Genomic DNA, 19,321 nt, shown 5'->3' with positions numbered 1-19,321 from the left:
TCACTCGGCGACGGCGCTCCGGCGCCAGCGGATCCCCGCCTCGATGAAGTCGTCGATCTCGCCGTCGAGGACGGCCGCCGGGTTGCCGGTCTCCTGGCCGGTGCGGAGGTCCTTGACCAGCTGGTAGGGGTTGAGCACGTAGTTGCGCATCTGGTCGCCCCAGCTCGCGGCGACGTCGCCCTTGAGGTCCTTCTTGAGCGCGGCCTCCTCGGCCTTGCGCTTGGCGAGCAGCTTCGCCTTGAGGACGACCATGGCCGAGGCCTTGTTCTGCAGCTGGGACTTCTCGTTCTGGCAGCTGACCACGATGCCGGTGGGGATGTGGGTGAGCCGGACGGCGGAGTCGGTGGTGTTGACCGACTGGCCGCCGGGCCCGCCGGAGCGGAAGACGTCGACGCGCAGGTCGTTCTCGTCGACCTCGATCTCGTCGGTCTGCTCCAGCTGCGGCACCACCTCGACGGCGGCGAAGGAGGTCTGGCGGCGGCCCTGGTTGTCGAACGGGCTGATCCGGACCAGGCGGTGCGTGCCGGCCTCGACCGAGAGGGTGCCGTAGGCGTAGGGGGCGTGGACGGCGAACTCGGCCGACTTGATGCCCGCCTCCTCGGCGTAGGAGACGTCGAAGACCTCGACGGGGTACTTGTGCCGCTCGGCCCAGCGGGAGTACATCCGCATGAGCTGCTCGGCGAAGTCGGCGGCGTCGACGCCTCCGGCGCCGGAGCGGATCGTGACGATCGCCTCGCGGGCGTCGTACTCCCCGTTGAGGAGGGTCCGGACCTCGAGTGCCTCGACCTCCTTGGTCACGCGGCCGAGCTCGGACTCCGCCTCGGCGAGCGTGTCGGCGTCGCCCTCCTCGGCGGCCAGCTCGGCGAGGACGCCGAGGTCCTCGATCCGGCCGGCGAGGACGTTGAACCGCTCGACCTCGCCCTGGAGGAGGGAGAGGCGCCCGGTGACCTTCTGCGCGTTGGCCTGGTCGTCCCACAGATCCGGGGCCGCGACCTGCTCCTCGAGGCTGGCGATCTCCTTGCCCATGGTGTCGAGGTCGAGCACCTGCTCGACGGTGTGCATGGTCGCCTGGAGCTGCTTCAGCTCGGCGTCGAAGTCGATGGCCACGAGGGTTGAGGCTACCCGGCGGCGGCCGCCTTCGTCGCCTTGGCGAGTGCCCTGCGCTGGACCTTGAGCTGCTTGCGCAGCCTCGTGAGCCTGGCGTGGAGGCGCTTGGCCTTCGTCGTCCGGTGCGCCTTCCTGGCCGCCTTGAGCTTCGCCTTGACCGACCGGATCACGGCCGAGGTGTGGGCCACCTTCGCGGCCGCCTGGACTGCCTTCTGCTGGGCCGGCGTCAGCGTGGAGGACTGGTCGCCGGTGGTGGTGCCGGTGTCCCCCGTGGTGCCGGCCGGGGCGACGTACCCCTGGGAGCCGAGGCCGAGGTCGACGTCGATCAGGCCGCTCCACAGCGAGTGGCCGCCGTCGTCGGCGAGGAGGGCGACTCCGGTCGCGCTCGTGCCGAAGTTGCCGTCGTCGGCCCAGACCGCCTCGCGCCGGCCGCCGGTCGCGGTCGAGACGGGCGCGACGGCGAAGCCCTCGAGGTTGTTGTCGGGCAGGCCGGACGGACGGGCGTACCGCCGGACCGAGGCGAGGTGGCCGTCGGAGCCGATCTGGAGGAGGGAGAGCGTCACCCCGCAGGTGTTGTCGCACTGGGCCCAGATGCGCTGCAGGTCCGGGTCGTAGGACACGTCCATCACCCCGGGCAGGCCGGTCGCGACGTCGGCGACACGGGTGTAGGTGTGGTCGGTGTTGAGCGCGTAGGCCAGCAGGTGCCCGGTCTTCTCGACCGCCGCGAAGAAGAGGCCGGCGGTCTTCTTCGCCGGGTAGGCCGACGGCGTGTAGAAGGTCCCGGTGTGGTCGTCGACGAAGCCGTGGGAGGTCAGGTAGCTGTCGGGCACGTAGGTGACGCCCTCGAAGCCGAGATTGGCGTCGGCGCTGTCCTTCGCGGGGAAGACGTCGGTGGTCAGGTCCCACTCGTCGGTCGCCGTCAGCGTGGTCGACGAGCCCGACGGGTCGAAGCGGAGCACGGTGTCGAGGGGGACGGAGCTCGCGGCGTTGTCGCGCTCGGTGGTGACGTAGAGCGCGCCGTCGGGGCCGACGGTCAGGCCCTCGGAGTCGGGCAGGCCGGTGCCGTCGGGGAACGTCAGGCTCTTGCCCGCGCTCCAGCCGTCGGTGGTCACCGTGGCCCAGACCCCGCCGGTCCTGGTGAGCTTGTAGACGACGCTCTTGTTCTTGATCGCCCACAGGATCGTCGGGTCGGTCGGGTCGAAGACGAGACCCGAGAGGTCCTGCTGAGTGCCGCCGCCGTCCCACGCGCACTCCGCGTCGGCGACGGCGACGTCGGGGCTGCCGGGCCACGCGGCGGCGCCCTCGACGGGGCTCGTCGTGGCGGCCGGCGCCTCGGTGTCGCAGGGCACGTCGCTGGTCGGCGTCTCGTCGGCGTCGAGCGCCACGCCGCTCGTGCAGGCGACCGCGTTGCTGGCGCCGAAGCTGGCCGTCGTCACCTTGAGGTACGTCGTCGAGCCGTCCGGGCACGCGGCGACCGAGGTGTAGGAGCCGCCGTTGTCGGTGCCCGCCACGCTGGTCGGATAGGTGACGGTGCTGACCTGGGTCGCGTCGGGCAGGTAGAGCGCGATGGTGTCGCCCTCGCCGCTCAGCCCGTTGGGCGAGTGGAACACGGCGAAGCCGTGGGCGGGGATGACCGGGCTGGTCGCGGGCGTCGAGGAGCCGTTGACGTAGAGGTCGCCGAGGGCGGCGAGCGCGCTGGCGCCACCGCTGTCGGCGCTCTGCCAGCCCGCGACCGAGACGTCGCTCGAGCCGCTGTTGTAGAGCTCGACCGGGTCGCGCAGCGTCACGCCGGAGACGTCGACGGCGTTGTCGGAGGAGACCTCGTTGATGGAGATGTCGGCCCAGTGGGGGTCGAGCTCGTCGGTGCCGGTGTCGTCTCCGGTGTCGTCTCCGGTGTCGTCCCCGGTGTCGTCGGACGAGCTGGCCACGCTCGCCGGGGTGCTGGTGCCGTACGTCGAGGCGCCCGGGGAGCCGACGGCGCCGGCGGCGCTCGTCCAGGAGCCCTCGGCGTCGCCCACGACCGCCGGGGTGGTCCAGGCGCCCGAGGTCGACGTCAGCGTGGCGTCGAGGTGGCCCCAGTTGACGAACGCGGCGACTCCCTTGGCGGAGAGGTAGCCCGAGGCGTAGCCGAGCGAGTCCACCAGCGTCGAGCCGTCGAAGAGGGCGATCCGGTTCGCGTTGCTGTTGAGGTTCTGGGCTCCGTCGTTGATCACCTTCACCGAGTCGTCGAGGCTCCACTCGGTGCGGAAGTCCGCAGCCGTCAGGTCGGTGACCACGACCGACTCGCCGGGGGCGATGGCGCCCAGCGGCGACAGGTCGACGACGCCGGCCGTGGGCGTCGTGGTGGACGACTTGCTGGCGGCATAGGTCCAGCCGGTGAGGTCCTGGGCGGCGTTGCCGACGTTGGTCAGCTCGACGTACTCCCCGTCACCGGTGTCGCCGGTGTAGGAGGCCTTGCCGCCGTACGCGATCTCGGTGATCTCGACCTGCGCGCCCGACGCCCGCACCGATGCCGGCGTGCGGGCGGCGGCGACCGCCGTGCCGAGGGTCGAGACGCCCGGGGAGCCGACGCCGCCCCCGGCGCTGGCCCACGACCCCTCGGAGTCTGCGGTCGTCGCCGGGGTGGTCCACGCGCCGCTGGTCGCGGTGTCGGTGTCGGCGAGGTGGCCGGCGTTGACGAACGCCGCGACTCCCTTCGCCGTGAGGTAGCCCGAGGCGTAGCCGAGCGAGTCCACCAGCGTCGAGCCGTCGAAGACGGCGATCCGGTTCGCGTTGCTGTTGAGGTTCTGCGAGCCGTCGTTGGTCACCTTCACGGACGCCTTGAGACCCCACTCCGTGCGGAAGTCGGCAGCGGTCAGGTCGGTGACGACGAAGGACTCGCCGGGGGCCAGGGTCCCGAGCGAGGAGAGGTCCACCACGCCGGCCGTCGGGGTGGCGGTCGACGACTTGTTGGCGGCGTACGACCAGCCGGTGAGGTCCTGGGCGGTGTCGCCGACGTTGGTGATCTCGACGTACTCGCCGTCGCCAGCATCCCCGGCGTAGGACGCCTTCCCGCCGTAGGAGATCTCGGTGATCTGGAGGTCGGGGCCGGCGGCGTGGGACGGCGACGGCGGGAGCACGAGCGTGACCGCGGTCAGGCCGAGGGTTCCGGCGGCGAGGGTGGCAATGCTGCGAAGGCGAGAGGGCACGGCCGTCAAGATCGCGACGGCATCCGACGCGGAGGTGAACTCCCCGGCAACGGCGAGGGAAGGGTGGGCGGACGACAGCCCCGCCACCACGGGGGTGACGGGGCTGGCGTCAGCGGGACGATCGGGTCAGCTGAGCGGGACCGTGATCGACGTGCCGGTCGTCGCGCCGACGAGCGTCAGCTCGGTGGTGCCCGACGGGACGGTCACCGTGATCGACGCGGTGCCGTTGTCGTCGTTCGCCGTGGAGGACACGGTGTTGTCGAGCGTCGCGGTGCCGAGGGTGGTCGATCCCGCCTTGACGTCGAGCGTCGCGTCCTTCTTGGCGGCACCCGCCAGGAGCCACGACTTGATGTTGAGCGTGACCTGGTCGCCCGAGACCGTCTTGGAGACCTCGACCGCGCGCTGGCTGTAGTCCACCGGGAGGGCCGTGCTCGTCGCGTAGGCCTCCAGGTAGTCGACCATCGCCTCCAGGTCCACCTTGCCGGTGTCCTTCTTGCCGGTGCCGTTGGCGAACTCCCGGAAGTTGTCGCCCCCGGAGCCGAGGAAGGAGTTCACCGTCACGGAGTACTTCGTGGTGGTGTCGGCCGGGTCGATCTTCACGCCGTTGAGCCACATCCCCGTCACGGTGCCCACCTGGACAGCGGTGCCGCCCGAATCGGTGCCGGCGGCCTGGGTGTAGGTGTAGGTGAAGCCCTTGGAGACGCCGAGCCGCAGGAACGGGCGGCTCGCCACCTTGCCGGCGGAGTCACGCTGCCACTGCTGCTCGAGCACCGTCTTGAGCTGCGCGCCGGTGAGCTTCAGGTTCACCAGCGTGTTGGCGAAAGGCTGGACCGTGGCGGCCTGCTTGTAGGTCAGGTCGACGGGCGCCGTGGTGCCGCCCGGCATGTCGGCGCGCAGGCCGCCGGGGTTCATGAACGCGATCTGCGCGGCGCCCGACTCGGTGCTCTCGGTCGCCCAGCGCTGCACCTCGGCGACAAGGTTGCCGAGCGTGGACTCACCGCCGCGGTTCTCGGTCGTGGTCACCGTGGTCGAGCCGTTGCCGAGCTTGGCCCGGTCGAAGGTGCCCTCGAGCGAGCCGATCTTGACCGTTCCGAGCTCGTCGGCCTTGGTCTTGGCGGCCGCGACGAGCGCCGCGACGTCGGCGTCGGGGGTGAACGCCTGCGACGCGGAGGTCGACGCGCGGGTCAGATCGATCGTCGCGGTCGTGGCCGTGGAGATCTTGTTGTCGGCGCCGATCTTGAGGACGGTCTGGGTGATCTTCGTGCCGTACTGCCCGGCGGAGGTGACGAAGCGCTTGCCGGTCACCGAGCCGTTGGTCGTCTTGGTGAGCTCGCAGTTGTAGGCGAGGTGGGTGTGACCGGAGATGATCCCGTCGACGTCGCTGCTCACCTGGGAGGTGATCCGGCCGAAGTTGGACGTGGTGTCGGCGGCGATCGTGGCGCAGTCGGTCGACTCCGAGCCCTCGTGCACGAGGAGGACGATCGAGTCGACGCCGGCGGCCTTCAGCTTGGCGGCCTCGGCGTTGACCGCGGCCGGGATCGCCGTGACGTCGAGGCCGGCGATGCCCGCGGGGCTGACCAGCGAGGGCAGGTCCTCGGTGACGGCGCCGACGAAGCCGATCCGGTAGTCCTTGCACGCGGCGGTCTTGGCGGTCGAGGCGGCGGCGGCGACCGCGTTGGCAGCGGCGAGCGGCGCCTTGGCCTTCGTCAGCCGCTTCTTGAGCAGCACGACGGTCTTGGCGAGGTGCTTCGCCCGGGCCTTCTTGTGCTTCTTGCGCAGCTTCTTCAGGACCTTGGTCGCGTCGGCGATCTGCTTGGTGTAGAAGGCGACCAGCGCCTTCGGCGCCGCGGTGGCGCCGACCGCGCTGTTGTAGGCCGAGGTGGCCGTGGTGCAGCCCGCGGTCGACGTACCCGTGCCGTTGATGCCGGAGAAGGACTTGACGTACGACGGGTCCAGCAGCGGCGAGCCGGTGTCGTGCTTGATGACGTTGGCGGAGATGTAGGTCCACTTGGCGTTGGCCCCGCCCGCGATGACCCGGTCGGTGAGGTCGGCGGCGCCCTGGTCGAACTCGTGGTTGCCCGCGGCGGAGACGTCGAGCCCCGCGGCGTTGAGCGCGTCGATGGTGGGCTGGTCCTTCTGGATGAAGGACTCGAACGTCGAGGCGCCGATCAGGTCGCCGGCCGCGGCGAACACGGTGTTGGGCTGCTCGGCCCGCAGCGTCTTGACCGCGCCGGCGAGCTCGGCGGCGCCGCCGGCGTTCGTGGTGTCCTCGAGGATGCGGCCGTGGAAGTCGTTGGTCGCGATGAGCTGGATCGTGTTGGCGCCGCTCGCGTCGAGCGGCTCGTCGATCACCGCGTTGGCGGAGGAGCCGGCGAGGACGATCGAGAGGGTCGACGCCGTCAACCCTCCCACCAGGGTTGCGGCCAGGCCGCGGTTGTTCATGCGCACGTCTGTTTCCTTGCGTCGATTTCGGCTGGGCGGACTTCGAGAACTGGAGGACCGGAGATGACTGGAATGGGGGATGCTGCCACAGTCGCAGACTCACGACGGGCGCCGAGATGCCTCCGAGACATATCCGCGACCTAGCCGTTATCTCCCGCGTCGACGGTCACCACCGCCCCGCCGCGCCCGTGCACGATCGGGGCCTCCGGCGACCCGGGGACGCGGAGGGGCAGGTCCAGCGGCGCGCGCACGTCGACACTCACCCGGTCACCATCCACGCCGACGGTGAACGAGAGACCGGGGAACCGCTCACGCGCACGTGTCCGGTGGAGGAACTCCTCGATCGACCTGCGCGCGACCTCGTCGTCCAGGCGCAGCCGGTCGCCCAGGCCGCCGCTGTAGACCTCCGTGCCCTGCGCCGCGAGGTCGGCGGCGTGCAGCGCCGCGCCGTCGGCGACGCTCTCCAGCGACTGCCGCTGGAGCCAGGCGGCGGTGGCGTCGATCGCCACGGCCGCCGCGACGAGCAGGATCGCGGTGAAGCCGAGGATCAGCGGGATCGTCGAGCCCCGTTGGGATCCGTCAGGGCGTGCTCGGGAGCTAGGGCATGGCGTCGGGCTCCGCGCCTCCGAGCTCTCGAACGCGCGCTCAGTCGCTCGCCGCATCGCCCACCTCCTGGAACCTGCCGATCGGCACGGTGTGGGTGGCGTCGAGGGCGAAGGACGGCTCGCCCAGGCCGAACGACGCTGGTAGCCACGGCAGCCCGACGCGCGTGGCCAGGCGGACGGTGACGACCGAGGTGCCGGCATGACAGTCCCGCGGGTACGGCGTGCAGCTGACGTCGAGGTCGACCGTGGCGTCGTCGGCGTGCTGGTCGGCCAGGGCCACGCGGATCGCCTGCTCGGCGCGAGAGCGCCCGACGGCGTCGGAGTCGGCGAGCGCGTAGGCGCGGCCGGCCGAGCGGGCGGCGCTGGTCAGGGCGAAGGAGGCCCGCTGCACGTCGAAGACGGCGAGGACGAGCCACACGGTCGGCACCATGAGGAGGATCGCGAGCCAGCTGAACTCGACCAGGGCGCTCCCCCGCTGGCCGGTCGCGGACCGCCCTCCCGGCATCGCCGGCATGGTCAGCGTCGTCGGCATGGTCACGGCCGCTCCTGCACGGCATGCCCGGTCACCGTGAGCTCGACGCCCGGGCCGCCGATGCCGAGCGCGGGCACGGTCGCGTGGACCACGATCTCGACGGCGGGCGCCCCGTCGAGCAGCACGGTCGTGGCGGAGATGTCGTCGGCGTACCGCGCGGAGAGGACGCCGGAGAGCTCCTCCCGCGTGCGGTTGACACCGTCGGGCAGGCCGTGGTCGGAGGTGCCCGCATAGCGAGCGCCCTCCGCGGCGGCACTGGCGAGCGTGTTGCGCACGAACAGCACCAGCGAGACCTGGAGCAGGCCGAGGACGAGCGGGATCAGCAGGGTGAGGATCAGCACGAAGTCGACGACCGCCGCCCCGCGCTGACGGCTCATGAGACCTTGTTGAGCGCGCTGGTGAGCATCGCGCGGAGCTGATCGTCGGCGATGCCGTAGAGCGCCGCGACCAGGCCGGCGGTCATGACGGTGACGAGCACCCAGCCCGGCACGTCCCCGCGCTGGTCGTCGCGCACGTGAGCCCGCAAGCGGAGGTAGAGCAAGACAAACGGAGCTGTCCCCATGACAGGCCCCCTTCCCGAGTGGAGTCCTAGGAATCCGAACCTAAGCCCGCGACAGCCGACGCGCCAGACCCGTCGGCGGATCTGTGGAGGGAGTGTGATGGGTGGGTCGGAAGATGACTCGGCGCCTCTTATCGACCGCCATTCCGTGGTGATAAAGTTATCGAGATGCGGAGACCCGTCGACAATCCGTTCACTCCCGGCGCAGACGCGGTGCCGACGGTCTGGGCCGGCCGGTCGCGCCAGATCGGCGACTGGGAGAGCATCCTGCGACCGCGCCGTGCCAGCGGCATCTACGAGCGTGGCCGCACGATCCTCGGCGAGGCGGGTCTCGGGAAGTCGACGCTGGTCCGCCGGATCGCCGCGGAGGCGCGGCGGCAGGGCGACTGGACCACCGACCAGATCCGCATCCCTCTCGGCACCGACCCCCTCAAGGCCGTCGCCTCGGCCCTCCTGCGCCTCGCCGACGAGGCCGGGCTGGCCGCGCAGCGCGAACGCGGCATCAAGGACACCCTGAGCCGCGTGCGCTCCGTCGAGCTGGCCGGCGTCGGGCTGAGCGTGGACGGCGGGGGCGAGCCCGCGCCGCACACGGCTCTGACCGCGATCCTGGTCGAGCTCGGCATCGCCGCGATCCGACGTGACGCGGTGGTCCTCGTGCACATCGACGAGGTGCAGAACATCACCGACGGCACGTCCCTCTCACAGCTGCTCATCGGGCTCGGCGACGCGCTCGCGCACCAGCACACCATCGAGGTCCCCGGCGGAACGACACAGGCCTATCTGCCGATCGCCGTCTACCTGACCGGCCTCCCGGAGTTCGCGGAGATGACCGCGGCACGCAAGGGCGCGACGTTCGCACGCCGGTTCGACACGACGACGCTGGTGCCCCTCGACGACGAGGACCTCGCCCTGGCCCTGCGGCCCTTCGTCGCCGAGGGCTGGCCCGTGCCCGACGAGCACGGCGGCGAGGCCCGGATCACGATGACGCCCGAGGCCGCCGACGCGATCGTCCGCCTCTGCTGCGGAGAGCCGTTCCTCTTCCAGTTCGCCGGCGCCCGGGCGTGGTACGCCGGAACCGGCGACGTCATCACGCTCGACGACGTCGAGACCGGATGGCGCGACTCGCGGCGGGAGGCGGAGAGTCACGTCGAGCGGATCCTCGACCGGCTCCCCGAGCGGGAGCGGCAGCTCCTCGAGGTGATGGCGGCCCTGCCCGCGGCCGACCGCTCCGCGACGGCGATCGCGCAGGCCATGGGGTTCGCCACCGCGGCCCAGGCCGGACCGACCGCTCAGCGCCTCGACACCGTCCGGGGCATCATCGACCGTGGCAAGCCGTACGCCTTCCGACATCGTGCCGTGGAGGCCTACCTGACCTCCGACTGGCCCGAGATCTGAGAGCGCGTTCGAGAGCTCGGCGTCGGGCTCTCGAACACGCTCTGACGGCTGCGGCCAGGTCAGGAGGTGACCAGGTGGAGCCCGAGGAGGCCGGGATAGAAGGCGAAGAGCACCGTCACGGGCAGGACGAGGAAGACCACGGGCACCATCATCAGCACCTCCTTGCGGGCGGCGATCTCGATCAGCTCGCGGCGGCCGGCCTCGCGTACGTCGGCGGCCTGAGCGTGCAGGACCTCCGCGAGCGGGGTGCCTCGCTCGACGGCGACGGCGATCCCGGCGGCGAAGCGGGCGACGATCGGCAGGCCGCTGCGCGCGGCGAGCGCGTCGAAGGCGGCGCCGACCGGCGTCCCGGTGCGGACGTCGGCCAGCACCCGGCCGAGCTCGCGGGAGAGCTCACCGGCGCTGCGCCGTACCACGCGCTCGAGGGCGACGACGGGGCTCTCGCCGGCACTGACGGCCAGCGCGAGGAGCTCGGCCAGGGTGGGGAACTCCGCGATCATCTGCCGCTCGCGGGCCCGGACCTGCGCCGTCAGGCGGTTGTCCCGGGCGAGGACGCCGACGGCGAAGGCGATCAGGCAGACCAGCAGCGAGGCAACGGCGGAGCCGGGGTCCGAGAGCGTGCGGACGAGCGCCCACACGGCGGCGAGGGCGAATCCGCCGACACCCCAGAGGACCTGCTCGATCCGGAACTCGTGGACGCTCCTGTCGATGCCGGCGCGCTCCAGTCGGCGGCGCACGGAGGCGGAGCCGCCGAGCGTGCGCTCGACGAGGTCGGCGGCCGCCCGCAGCACCGGCCCGAAGACACCGGCCGCGGCCGACACCGGCTCGGGCGACCGCGGGCGGGTCGCGGCGGGAAGGTCGCGGAGCCACGGCATCACCCGCGCCTCGACGGGCGGCCGCACGATGACCCTGACCCGGGCCGCGATCAGGAGGAGGCCTGCGCCCACCAGCGCCCCGAGGAGCGCGCCCCACGCGGTCACCCGGGGCCTCCGCTCGGTCGTTCGGAGCGGAGCGGAGCGGAACCGTGCGGAGTGGAGCTGAGGATCCGCCGCTCGGTGGGGAGCCGGCCGAGTCGCATCATCGCGCGGTAGGCGACGACGCAGAGCCCGCCACCGACCGCCAGCACGAGCGTCCCGCCGGGGGTCGCATAGCGGTGGATGACGTCGGACTGGAACGACATGAGCAGCAGCACCAGCCACGGCGCGGAGACGGCGAGGCGGGCGCCGTTGACCGTCCACGCCTGCCGGGCCTCGAGCTCGGAGCGTGTGCGGGCGTCCTCGCGCAGGTAGCCCGACAGGTTGCGCAGGATCCGGCCCAGCTCGCCGCCGCCGACCTCGCGGGCGATCCGCAGGCCCTCGACCACGCGGTCGCCGACCGGGTCGGCGAGGCGCTCCTTCAGCCGGTCGAGCGCGTCCCCGAAGCGCCCGGAGACCTGGTAGTCCAGCCCGAAGGCGGCGAACGCCGGGCGCAGCGCCTCCGGTCCACGGTCGGCCAGCCCCGCGACCGCCTCCGGCAGCGACATGCCCGCGCGGACGGCGCTGGCGAGGTTGTCGACCGCCTCCGGCCACACCTCGGCGAACTCCCGCTGGCGCCGGCGGGCGCGGCCGTTGACGATCACCACCGGCAGGTAGCCCGCCATGGCGGCGAACGCGAGGGCAACCGGTGGGGCGCCCGAGACGAGCTCGATGACGAGCCCGACGAGCAGCGCGCAGGCGGCGCACAGGAGCACGAAGCCGCTCGCCGAGACCTGGCCCAGGCCGGCGCGGGCGAGGAGCGAGGCGACCCTCCCGGGCCGGCGCGGGGACGGCTCGCGCGGCACCCGCGGCAGCGCGAACGCCGACCAGCAGAGCACCAGGCCGACCCCGACGCCGAGCCCGATCAGCGCGCCCATGCCGTCCGCCTCAGGCCGACTCGTTGAGCAGGCGGTGGACGTCGATGCCCAGCGCGGCGTAGCGCTCCGGCCGCGGCGGCATCCCGGCCGCCCGGCGCAGCTCGCCCTCGTGGCGCTCGAACACGGTGGCCGTCTCGATCGTGTCACCCTCGACGCGACCGGGCACGGCGATCACCTCGGTGACCCGGCGTACGCCCTGGGGGTCGAGGCCGAGATGGACGACGAGGTCGACGGAGCCGGCGATCGTCGGCACGACGAACCTCGACGAGATGTTCTCCCCCGCCAGCAGCGGGAGGGTGGCGAGCTTGGTGAGCGCCTCGCGCGCGCTGTTGGCGTGGATGGTGCACATGCCGGGCACCCCCGAGTTGAGCGCCAGCAGGAGGTCGAGCGCCTCCTCGGCACGGACCTCGCCGACGATGATCCGGCTGGGCCGCATCCGCAGCGACTCCTTGACCAGCACTCGCAGCGTCACCTCGCCCGTGCCCTCCAGGCCGGCCTGGCGGCACTGCAGCGCGACCCAGTCGGGATGCGGGAAGCGCAGCTCCCAGACCTCCTCGGCGCTGATCACCCGCTCGCCGCCCGGGATCGCCGCGGCGAGGCAGTTGAGCAGGGTCGTCTTGCCGGCCTGGGTCGCACCGGCGACGAGGATGTTGAGGCCGGCCCGGACGCTGGCCTCGAGGAAGGCTGCGGCCGCCGGGGTCAGGCTGCCCAGCTCGACGAGATCGTGCAGCCGCGCGGCCCGGAGGACGAACTTGCGGATGTTGACCGCGGCGAAGCCACGGCTGATGCCGTCGAGTACGACGTGGAGCCGGTGTCCTCCCGGCAGCATCGCGTCGACGAAGGGCTGGGAGAGGTCGATCCGCCGTCCCGACGTCTTGAGCATCCGCTCCACCAGCTCCTCGACCTGGTCGGCGGTGAGCATCAGGTTGGTCAGCTCGTGCCGCCCCGCGCGGGCGACGAACACCCGGGAGGGGTCGTTGATCCAGATCTCCTCGATGCTCGGGTCGTCGAGCAGCGGCTGCAGCAGCCCGAACCCGGCGACCCGCGCGACCAGCTCGCCGACGACGCCCGCGGTGTCGTCGAGCGTGGCCACCCTCCCGGTCAGCGCCCGCTCGTCGTGCTCGCGCACCACCGTCTCGGCGATCCGCCGCACGACCGCGTGATCGGCCTGCGGATCGACCCCCTCACGGCGTACGCGCTCGCGGACGGACGCGTCCAGCACGTCGACGAGCTGACCCGACAGCTCAGCCCCCATGGCCGAACCCCTTCCCGAGTGGTCTGTGAGACAGGACCCTAGAGGCCGGCGGGGACCGTGACCAGACCCGCCGGACCACCTGTGGACACGAAGGCGGGACGCCTCAGCGCCGGGGCAGGACGAGCGCGACGCCCTCGTCGAGCTGGTCGCCCTCGACCCGTCCGCCGAGCGCGGTGACGACGGCGCGGGCGCGGAGGAACGTGGAGCCGGGCGGCCGCGACCGGCCACGGGTGCGCGCCGACTGGTCGGCCGTCAGGCAGATCTCCAGGGTGCCCTCGCTCGCCGCGCGATAGACCAGCCGGACGTCGCCGCGCGAGCGGTGGAGGACATCGAGGAGGAGCAGCTCGTGCAGGTGCTCCAGCGGCCCGGGCGTGTACGTCGTCTCCGACTCCCCCTCCACGCTCGAGGTCAGCGCGCGATCGTGATGCGCGAGCTCGTCGGCCCACCGCTGGGCGCAGGCTCCGGCCAGGCCGCTGAGCGGGATCGCCGGGCCGGAGGCGAGGGACGAGCGACGGGCCAGCTCGACGAGCTCGCCGGCCACGACGTCGAGCGACTCGATCCGGGCGACGCAGCGGTCCACCGCGTCGCGCACGTCGTCGGGCACGTCTCCGCTCTGCCCGAGCTCCTCGAGCTCGAGGCGCAGCGAGGTGAGCGGCGTGCGCAGGACGTGCGAGGCGTGCTCGGCGAAGGACTGCTCCTGCGCGATCCGGTCCTCCAGCTGGGACGCGGAGGTCTGCAGCGCACCGGCGATGGCGCGCACCTCCGGGATCCGGGACGACGGCAGGTCCAGGTCGAAACGGCCACGTCCGAGGGCGCCCGCGGCCCGCGCGAGCTGGCGGAACGGCGCGGCGAGCGCGCGTGACACGAGGTAGCCGACGAGACCCGCGAGGACGGGAAAGACCAGGAAGAGCAGCACGAAGGACCACACGCCCTGGAACAGCGCGGTGCCGAAGCGAGGCTCCGCCTCACTGAGCATGACGTAGCCGCCCGGCACCTCGGCGGCGCCCCACACGTCGTCGGAGCGGCTCGGGTCGACGCCGCCCACGAAGTCGGCACCGCGGCTGATCCGGTCGGCGCTGCCGTCCCGCAGGTGCAGCCGCAGGAGCTGGTCGTCGGCGCGGAGCGTGGCGAGGAAGCTCGTCGTAACCACCTGGCCGGCGTCGAGCCGGGTGCGCACGGCCACCGCCGCGGCCGAGGTCTGCTGGTGCACCGCGTCGCTCTCCTCCGAGCGCAGCGTGCCGAGCAGGATCATCGAGCGCAGGGCGTAGCCCGCCACGCAGAGGGCGAGCGTCACGATCACGAACGCGACGGTGAGCCGCCGATGCATGGCGTCAGGATCCGCTTCCGATCAGCGCCGACTAGTCGGCACTGCCGCCCTCGAGGCGGAAGCCGACCCCCCGCACGGCGACCACCTTGTCGGTCACGCCGGCCGCCTCGAGCTTCTGCCGGAGCCGGCCGATGGTGACGTCGAGGGTCTTCGTGGAGCCGAACCAGTTCTCGTCCCAGGCCTCGGCCATCAGGCGCTCGCGGGAGACCACCTTGTCGCGCTGGCCGGCGAGCACGGAGAGGACGTCGAACTCCTTGCCGGTGAGCGTCACCTCGGTGTCGCCGACGTGGACCCGCCGGGCGCCGGCGTCGATCCGCAGCGCGCCCTCGGGCAGTCCCGGCGGGGTGTTGCCGCCGGTGCGGCGGAGCAGGGCGCGCACGCGCGCCTGGAGCTCCGCGAGCCCGAAGGGCTTGGAGAGGTAGTCGTCGGCGCCGTAGTCGAGGCCGACGACGCGGTCGAGCTCGCCCGCGCGTGCGGTGACGATCATGATCGCGCCCTCGAACCCGCTCTCCCTGGCGGTCCGGCAGACGTCGAGACCGTCCATGTCAGGCAGCCCGAGGTCGAGGATGAGGATGTCGGTCGGCCGCAGGTTGAGCTCGTCGAGCGCCCGGGATCCGTTGTCGACCCAGCGGACGGCGTACCCCTCGCGCTCGAGGGTGCGGACCAGGGGGAAGGCGATGTCCTCCTCGTCCTCGACGACGAGCACCGAATGGGCCATGGCCGCATGGTAGGCGACCGGTGCCGAATCTGTTTGCGGCCTGTGTCAGAAAACCGGAAAAGTGTTACCTGCACGTGACAGCGCCTCGCTGAGTGACACCTGATCGATCGCCAGCGGGTCCTCCGCCCCCGCCTCGATCTCGTCCCACGCCAGCGGAACGGCGACGGTCGGACGGTCGCGCCCGCGCAGCGACCACGGCGCGACCGTCGTCTTCGCCGCGTTGTTCTGGGACCAGTCGAGGAAGACCCTGCCGCCGCGACGCTCCTTCGTCATCGACGACACCACCAGGCCCGGGTACGCCGCCTGCAGCTGCTCCGCCATCTGGCGGGCGACGCCGGCCGGGTCGGGCACCGGCACGGCGAGCGGGATGTAGAGGTGCAGCCCCTTGCTGCCGCTCGCCACCGGATGCACCTCGAGCCCGAGACCGACCACCAGCTCGCGGACCAGGAGCGCCACCTGACAGCACTCCGGGAGGCCGGCGGGCTCGCCGGGGTCGAGGTCGATGACGATCCGGTCGGCGGGCAGCTGCTCCCCCGCCTCGTCCACCCGCCACTGGTGGACGTGGAGCTCCAGCGCGGCGGTGTTGGCCAGCCAGGTGAGGGTGGCGACGTCGTCGACGACCGGGAAGATGTTCTTGCGCACCCGCACGGTCCGGATCCACGACGGCGCCCCGGCCGGGGTGTTCTTCTCGAAGAAGCTCTGCCCGCCGATGCCGTCGGGCCAGCGCACCCGCGTCACCGGCCGGCCACGCAGCTGCGGCAGCAGCACCGGCGCGACCCGCGCGTAGTAGTCGAGCACCTCGGCCTTGGTGGTGCCGGTGCGCGGGTAGAGCACCTTGTCCAGGTTGGAGAGCTTGAGGGTGCGACCGTCGATCTCGGCCCGGACGTCGACCATCGGCTGCCCTCAGCGGCCGATCGCGATGACCGGATGGCCGGCGGGGGTCAGGGCGCGGAAGAGCCGCCGCATCACCGCCTGCGGCACGCTGACGCATCCGGCGGTCGCGCCGCGGCCGTTGACGTGGAGGAAGATCGCGAAGCCGCGGCGCCGGACCTGCGCGGCGTTGAACGACGTGACGAACGCGTACTCGTACTGCGAGCGGTAGTGGACGAGGTGCTCGGAGGAGTCGTCGGCGCCGGCCGGGATCCACCACCGGAACCCGCCTGCGGACTTGGCGCGCAGCCGGTTGTAGTAGGCCGACCGGTTGTCGCCCACCCAGTAGTCCCCGCCGCGGATGCGGTGGTAGGCGACGTCCCACGAGGCCGCTCGCCGATGGGTGCCGAAGGACGAGGTCAGGTCGTAGGTGCCCAGCGGGGTGGTGCCGCTGCCCTCGACGCGGGTGTCGGGGTCGGTCAGGCCGGCGTACCCGATCCTGCCGTCGGTCGTCGTGAGCCGCCGGGCCCAGCGTCCGTCCGCGAGCACCCACAGCGAGACCCGTGCGTGGAAGCCGTGGCTGCGGTTGACCGTCACCACCTGCGTCGTCCCGGCGCCGAGACGGACCCGCACGCCGCCCAGGGTCACGCTGTCGGTGCTCGCCTCGCCCGGCGCGGGCGGGCAGAGCGCGGCCACGAGGGCGGCCACGACGAGGACGAGCAGCGCACGCATGAGCCCATCGTTCCCCATCGGTGGCCCCGTCATAGCCGCAGCCGCGCCATGATGGCCTCATGCGTGCGATCTGGAAGGGCTCGGTCTCCTTCGGCCTGGTGAGCGTCCCGGTGCGGCTCTACTCCGCGACCGAGTCCCATGACCTGTCGTTCCGTCAGGTGCACGCCAAGGACGGCGGCCGGATCAAGTACCAGCGGGTCTGCTCCCTCGACGGCGAGGAGGTGGCCTACGCCGACATCGCCAAGGGCTTCGAGACCGAGGACGGGGAGATGGTGGTCCTGGACGACGAGGACCTCGCCTCGCTGCCCTCGGCCTCGGGCCGCGAGATCGCGGTGCAGCGCTTCGTGCCGCGCGAGCAGATCGACCCGCTGCTCTTCGAGAAGTCCTACTACCTCGAGCCCGACAAGAACGCACTCAAGTCCTACGGCCTGCTCCGCGAGGCGCTGCGCGAGACCGACCGCGTCGCGCTCGTGACGGTCGCGCTCCGGCAGCGCACCACCATCGCCCTGCTGCGCGTGTACGACGACGTCATCGCGCTCCAGACGCTGCTGTGGCCCGACGAGGTCCGCCAGGCCGACTTCGACGTCTCGCTCGAGGGCGTCGAGGTGAAGGAGGCCGAGGTGAAGATGGCGCACATGCTCGTCGAGACGCTGGCGGGCGACTTCGACCCCGCCGAGTTCGAGGACGACTACGCCGCCGCCGTCCACGCGCTCGTGGAGCGGAAGATCGAGGGCGGGGAGATCACCCGGCCCGAGCCCGTCACCGAGCCCAGCGGCGAGGTGGTCGACCTGCTCGCCGCGCTGCAGAAGTCGGTGGCGGCGGCCAAGGAGCAGCGCGGCGAGGCAGCGGCCGGCTGACCCGCCGACCGATCGACGGTCCGCTTGACGGCAGCGCCCGCCACGCCATGATGAGCGCATGACGACGACGCTGTCCTACTCCACCACCTACGCCGCCCCGTTCGACGAAGTCCGCGCGATGGTCCTCGACGCCGCCTTCCGCGAGCAGGTCTGCGAGGCGCAGCACGCCGTGTCGCACAGCGTCCGGCTCGAGGGCAACACGGTGGAGGTGGACTATGCGCAGTCGACGGAGAGGGCGCCGTCCTTCGCGCGCAAGCTCGTCGGCGACACCCTGCCGGTCAGCCAGCGGGAGCGGTGGACCGGCGGCGAGGCGACGGTCACCGTGACGGTTCCCGGGAAGCCGGGCGCCGCCGAGGGCACCATCCACCTGGTCGACCTGGGCGACTCCACGCGTCAGGACTTCAGGCTGTCGGTGACGGCCCGGATCCCGCTCGTGGGCGGCAGGGTCGAGTCGCTGATCAAGGACCTGCTGCTCAAGGCCTTCGAGCGGGAGGCGCGGGTCGGTCACCGGTGGCTGGCCGGGTGACGCCGTCCTCGATCGCGTCGCGGGCGTCCTGACGCCGCCGCAGCGCGATCACGCCGCCCAGCAGCAGGAACGGCCCGAACGCGAGCGCGAGGGTCAGCCACTTCTCGACCGGGTGCAGCGCGCCGAGGTGCCAGGCGATCAGCCAGGCCGGGTCGACGACGTGTGCGCTCACCGGCTCAGCGTAGTTGGGCGATCTCCTGGACCGCGAACCAGCCGAGGTCGTCGTCGGGGTCGGCATCGCGACCGCGGTCGGCCACGTCGGCGTGGACGGCCGCCCACCGCGTGCCGTCGGCTCCGTCGAGGACGATCACCACGCGACGCCCGCCGCGGCCGCGCAGCGTCGTGGAGACGTCGGCGGCCGACATGAGCGCGGCGTACTCCCCGTCCTCGCTCTCGTCGGGCGCCTCGAAGGCGTCCTCGAGGGCGGCGGGCGGCACCGCGCCGTCGGCGTGCCAGGCCTCGAGGAGCTCGAGTGTGGCCGGCACGTAGAGCCGCGTCACTGCCTCTCCTCCGGCGGCGTGGTCTTCTTCCGGCCGCGGGGTGCGCGCTGGCGCGAGCCGGAGACGCTGTCGAGGAGCTCGTCGATCGCGTCCTGGAAGCACTGGCCGAGGATCTCCGCGTCGGGGATGAGGTCGCGGTCGGTGTTGATCCCGAAGAACACCGTGCCGTCGTACGACGTCACGCCGATCGCCAGCGCGTGGCCGGGCGTCAGCGGCGGCACCGGATAGCTGGCCACCATCCGCGCCCCGGCCGCGTAGCGCGGCGACTGCGGCCCGGGGACGTTGGTGACGACCAGGTTGTAGGACTCCCCCGGGCGCGACGCCGCCGCGCGACTGCCGACGGCGTGGAAGGTCGTCGGGGCGAAGCCGGAGATGCCGACCAGGCGGGAGGCCGCGACGCCTCGGCCGGTCTCCTTGTGGGACTCGAAGGACCACGAGACCTGGTGCAGCCGCACCACCGGGCTCGCCTCCCCGACCGGCAGGTCGACGGCGTGGATCGCGATCTGGGAGCCGAGCGAGGTGGCCTCCTCGTTCTCGTCGATGACGGAGACGGGCACGAGCGCCCGCACGCCCTTGAGCGTGGAGAACGACTCCGCCCGCGTCATCAGCCAGGCGCGCAGGCCGCCCGCGATGATCGCGAGGATGACGTCGTTGATGGTGCCTCCGTGGAGCGCGCGCACGGCCCGCAGCTGCTCCAGCGTCACCTCGACGGTGACGAAGCGGCGCTGCTGCGAGAGGCGGCCGTTGATCGGCAGCGGCCGCTCCGGACGGCGACGCGTGACGAGCGCGGTGGCCCGCGCCATCCGCCGGGCCGTAC

20 protein-coding genes are annotated in these 19,321 nt (G+C 72.3%); 3 read left to right on the top strand and 17 right to left on the bottom strand.

What is annotated here, in order from left to right; genetic code table 11:
* The 7 genes from prfB to QM572_RS14385 form a co-directional block, all read right to left on the bottom strand.
* A complete protein-coding gene (prfB, locus tag QM572_RS14415; protein ID WP_415094282.1) occupies nucleotides 1-1,107 on the bottom strand; it encodes a peptide chain release factor 2 in 1,107 nt (368 codons plus the stop codon).
* An 11-nt stretch (nucleotides 1,108-1,118) separates the two neighbouring features.
* A complete protein-coding gene (locus tag QM572_RS14410) occupies nucleotides 1,119-4,295 on the bottom strand; it encodes a lamin tail domain-containing protein (RefSeq protein ID WP_415094280.1) in 3,177 nt (1,058 codons plus the stop codon).
* A gap of 126 nt (nucleotides 4,296-4,421) precedes the next feature.
* Complete coding sequence (locus QM572_RS14405) at nucleotides 4,422-6,737, bottom strand: bifunctional metallophosphatase/5'-nucleotidase (RefSeq protein ID WP_415094316.1); 2,316 nt, start codon at nucleotides 6,735-6,737, stop codon at nucleotides 4,422-4,424.
* Between the two features lie 140 nt (nucleotides 6,738-6,877).
* Entirely contained in the window at nucleotides 6,878-7,399 is a 522-nt protein-coding gene (locus tag QM572_RS14400) for a pilus assembly protein TadG-related protein (RefSeq protein ID WP_415094278.1), read from the bottom strand.
* The gene (locus QM572_RS14395; protein ID WP_415094314.1) at nucleotides 7,383-7,874 is read right to left on the bottom strand and encodes a hypothetical protein; all 492 of its coding nucleotides are present in this window, start codon (nucleotides 7,872-7,874) and stop codon (nucleotides 7,383-7,385) included. Before QM572_RS14395 ends, QM572_RS14400 begins: the two co-directional genes overlap by 17 nt.
* A 2-nt stretch (nucleotides 7,875-7,876) precedes the next feature.
* Nucleotides 7,877-8,251 (bottom strand): TadE family protein, encoded by a 375-nt coding sequence (locus QM572_RS14390; protein WP_415094276.1) that lies wholly within the window; start codon nucleotides 8,249-8,251, stop codon nucleotides 7,877-7,879.
* Entirely contained in the window at nucleotides 8,248-8,436 is a 189-nt protein-coding gene (locus QM572_RS14385) for a hypothetical protein (RefSeq protein WP_415094274.1), read from the bottom strand. Before QM572_RS14385 ends, QM572_RS14390 begins: the two co-directional genes overlap by 4 nt.
* A 165-nt stretch (nucleotides 8,437-8,601) precedes the next feature.
* Between QM572_RS14385 and QM572_RS14380 the strand changes: the two genes are divergently transcribed.
* Nucleotides 8,602-9,828 carry an ATP-binding protein gene (locus tag QM572_RS14380; protein WP_415094272.1) on the top strand — a complete coding sequence of 409 codons (1,227 nt, stop codon included), beginning with the start codon at nucleotides 8,602-8,604 and terminating at the stop codon, nucleotides 9,826-9,828.
* 59 nt (nucleotides 9,829-9,887) lie between these two features.
* Here the strand turns inward: QM572_RS14380 and QM572_RS14375 are convergent, their stop codons facing one another.
* The 7 genes from QM572_RS14375 to QM572_RS14345 form a co-directional block, all read right to left on the bottom strand.
* The gene (locus QM572_RS14375; RefSeq protein WP_415094270.1) at nucleotides 9,888-10,808 is read right to left on the bottom strand and encodes a type II secretion system F family protein; all 921 of its coding nucleotides are present in this window, start codon (nucleotides 10,806-10,808) and stop codon (nucleotides 9,888-9,890) included.
* Nucleotides 10,805-11,719 (bottom strand): type II secretion system F family protein, encoded by a 915-nt coding sequence (locus tag QM572_RS14370; protein WP_415094268.1) that lies wholly within the window; start codon nucleotides 11,717-11,719, stop codon nucleotides 10,805-10,807. Before QM572_RS14370 ends, QM572_RS14375 begins: the two co-directional genes overlap by 4 nt.
* Nucleotides 11,720-11,729: 10 nt before the next feature.
* A complete protein-coding gene (locus QM572_RS14365) occupies nucleotides 11,730-12,974 on the bottom strand; it encodes a CpaF family protein (RefSeq protein WP_415094264.1) in 1,245 nt (414 codons plus the stop codon).
* Nucleotides 12,975-13,077: 103 nt separating this feature from the next.
* Nucleotides 13,078-14,301 carry a histidine kinase dimerization/phospho-acceptor domain-containing protein gene (locus tag QM572_RS14360; protein ID WP_415094262.1) on the bottom strand — a complete coding sequence of 408 codons (1,224 nt, stop codon included), beginning with the start codon at nucleotides 14,299-14,301 and terminating at the stop codon, nucleotides 13,078-13,080.
* Between the two features lie 31 nt (nucleotides 14,302-14,332).
* On the bottom strand, nucleotides 14,333-15,019 hold the full coding sequence (locus QM572_RS14355; RefSeq protein ID WP_415094260.1) for a response regulator transcription factor: 687 nt from the start codon (nucleotides 15,017-15,019) through the stop codon (nucleotides 14,333-14,335).
* A gap of 45 nt (nucleotides 15,020-15,064) precedes the next feature.
* Entirely contained in the window at nucleotides 15,065-15,913 is an 849-nt protein-coding gene (ligD, locus tag QM572_RS14350) for a non-homologous end-joining DNA ligase (RefSeq protein WP_415094258.1), read from the bottom strand.
* Between the two features lie 9 nt (nucleotides 15,914-15,922).
* The gene (locus QM572_RS14345; protein WP_415094256.1) at nucleotides 15,923-16,621 is read right to left on the bottom strand and encodes a L,D-transpeptidase family protein; all 699 of its coding nucleotides are present in this window, start codon (nucleotides 16,619-16,621) and stop codon (nucleotides 15,923-15,925) included.
* 59 nt (nucleotides 16,622-16,680) lie between these two features.
* Between QM572_RS14345 and QM572_RS14340 the strand changes: the two genes are divergently transcribed.
* Together QM572_RS14340 and QM572_RS14335 are read left to right on the top strand one after the other, a co-directional pair.
* Nucleotides 16,681-17,478 carry a Ku protein gene (locus tag QM572_RS14340; RefSeq protein ID WP_415094254.1) on the top strand — a complete coding sequence of 266 codons (798 nt, stop codon included), beginning with the start codon at nucleotides 16,681-16,683 and terminating at the stop codon, nucleotides 17,476-17,478.
* Nucleotides 17,479-17,536: 58 nt separating this feature from the next.
* On the top strand, nucleotides 17,537-18,004 hold the full coding sequence (locus tag QM572_RS14335) for a DUF2505 domain-containing protein (RefSeq protein WP_415094252.1): 468 nt from the start codon (nucleotides 17,537-17,539) through the stop codon (nucleotides 18,002-18,004).
* Here QM572_RS14335 and QM572_RS14330 read toward each other — a convergent pair.
* The 3 genes from QM572_RS14330 to QM572_RS14320 form a co-directional block, all read right to left on the bottom strand.
* On the bottom strand, nucleotides 17,952-18,176 hold the full coding sequence (locus tag QM572_RS14330; protein WP_415094250.1) for a hypothetical protein: 225 nt from the start codon (nucleotides 18,174-18,176) through the stop codon (nucleotides 17,952-17,954). The genes QM572_RS14335 and QM572_RS14330 overlap by 53 nt on opposite strands.
* 4 nt (nucleotides 18,177-18,180) lie before the next feature.
* Nucleotides 18,181-18,504: a DUF6912 family protein gene (locus QM572_RS14325; protein WP_415094248.1), complete on the bottom strand. Its 324-nt coding sequence runs from the start codon at nucleotides 18,502-18,504 to the stop codon at nucleotides 18,181-18,183.
* Nucleotides 18,501-19,321: WS/DGAT domain-containing protein (locus QM572_RS14320; protein WP_415094246.1), on the bottom strand; the 821-nt coding region annotated here is incomplete at its 5' end. The genes QM572_RS14325 and QM572_RS14320, both read right to left, overlap by 4 nt.

The sequence above is a fragment of the Nocardioides sp. genome, assembly GCF_047607365.1.
Lineage (GTDB): Bacteria > Actinomycetota > Actinomycetes > Propionibacteriales > Nocardioidaceae > Nocardioides.
This window is presented reverse-complemented; position numbering and strand designations above follow the sequence as displayed.

Bases quoted from the DNA above. Each gene is read 5' to 3' on its own strand.
- QM572_RS14335 (WP_415094252.1), top strand. From the start codon at position 17,537: ATGACGACGACGCTGTCCTACTCCACCACCTACGCCGCCCCGTTCGAC.
- QM572_RS14360 (WP_415094262.1), bottom strand. From the start codon at position 14,301: ATGCATCGGCGGCTCACCGTCGCGTTCGTGATCGTGACGCTCGCCCTC.
- QM572_RS14390 (WP_415094276.1), bottom strand. From the start codon at position 8,251: ATGAGCCGTCAGCGCGGGGCGGCGGTCGTCGACTTCGTGCTGATCCTC.
- QM572_RS14395 (WP_415094314.1), bottom strand. From the start codon at position 7,874: ATGCCGACGACGCTGACCATGCCGGCGATGCCGGGAGGGCGGTCCGCG.
- QM572_RS14385 (WP_415094274.1), bottom strand. From the start codon at position 8,436: ATGGGGACAGCTCCGTTTGTCTTGCTCTACCTCCGCTTGCGGGCTCAC.
- ligD (WP_415094258.1), bottom strand. From the start codon at position 15,913: ATGGTCGACGTCCGGGCCGAGATCGACGGTCGCACCCTCAAGCTCTCC.
- QM572_RS14405 (WP_415094316.1), bottom strand. From the start codon at position 6,737: ATGAACAACCGCGGCCTGGCCGCAACCCTGGTGGGAGGGTTGACGGCG.
- QM572_RS14365 (WP_415094264.1), bottom strand. From the start codon at position 12,974: ATGGGGGCTGAGCTGTCGGGTCAGCTCGTCGACGTGCTGGACGCGTCC.
- QM572_RS14370 (WP_415094268.1), bottom strand. From the start codon at position 11,719: ATGGGCGCGCTGATCGGGCTCGGCGTCGGGGTCGGCCTGGTGCTCTGC.
- QM572_RS14380 (WP_415094272.1), top strand. From the start codon at position 8,602: ATGCGGAGACCCGTCGACAATCCGTTCACTCCCGGCGCAGACGCGGTG.
- QM572_RS14400 (WP_415094278.1), bottom strand. From the start codon at position 7,399: ATGCGGCGAGCGACTGAGCGCGCGTTCGAGAGCTCGGAGGCGCGGAGC.
- QM572_RS14340 (WP_415094254.1), top strand. From the start codon at position 16,681: ATGCGTGCGATCTGGAAGGGCTCGGTCTCCTTCGGCCTGGTGAGCGTC.
- QM572_RS14355 (WP_415094260.1), bottom strand. From the start codon at position 15,019: ATGGCCCATTCGGTGCTCGTCGTCGAGGACGAGGAGGACATCGCCTTC.
- QM572_RS14345 (WP_415094256.1), bottom strand. From the start codon at position 16,621: ATGCGTGCGCTGCTCGTCCTCGTCGTGGCCGCCCTCGTGGCCGCGCTC.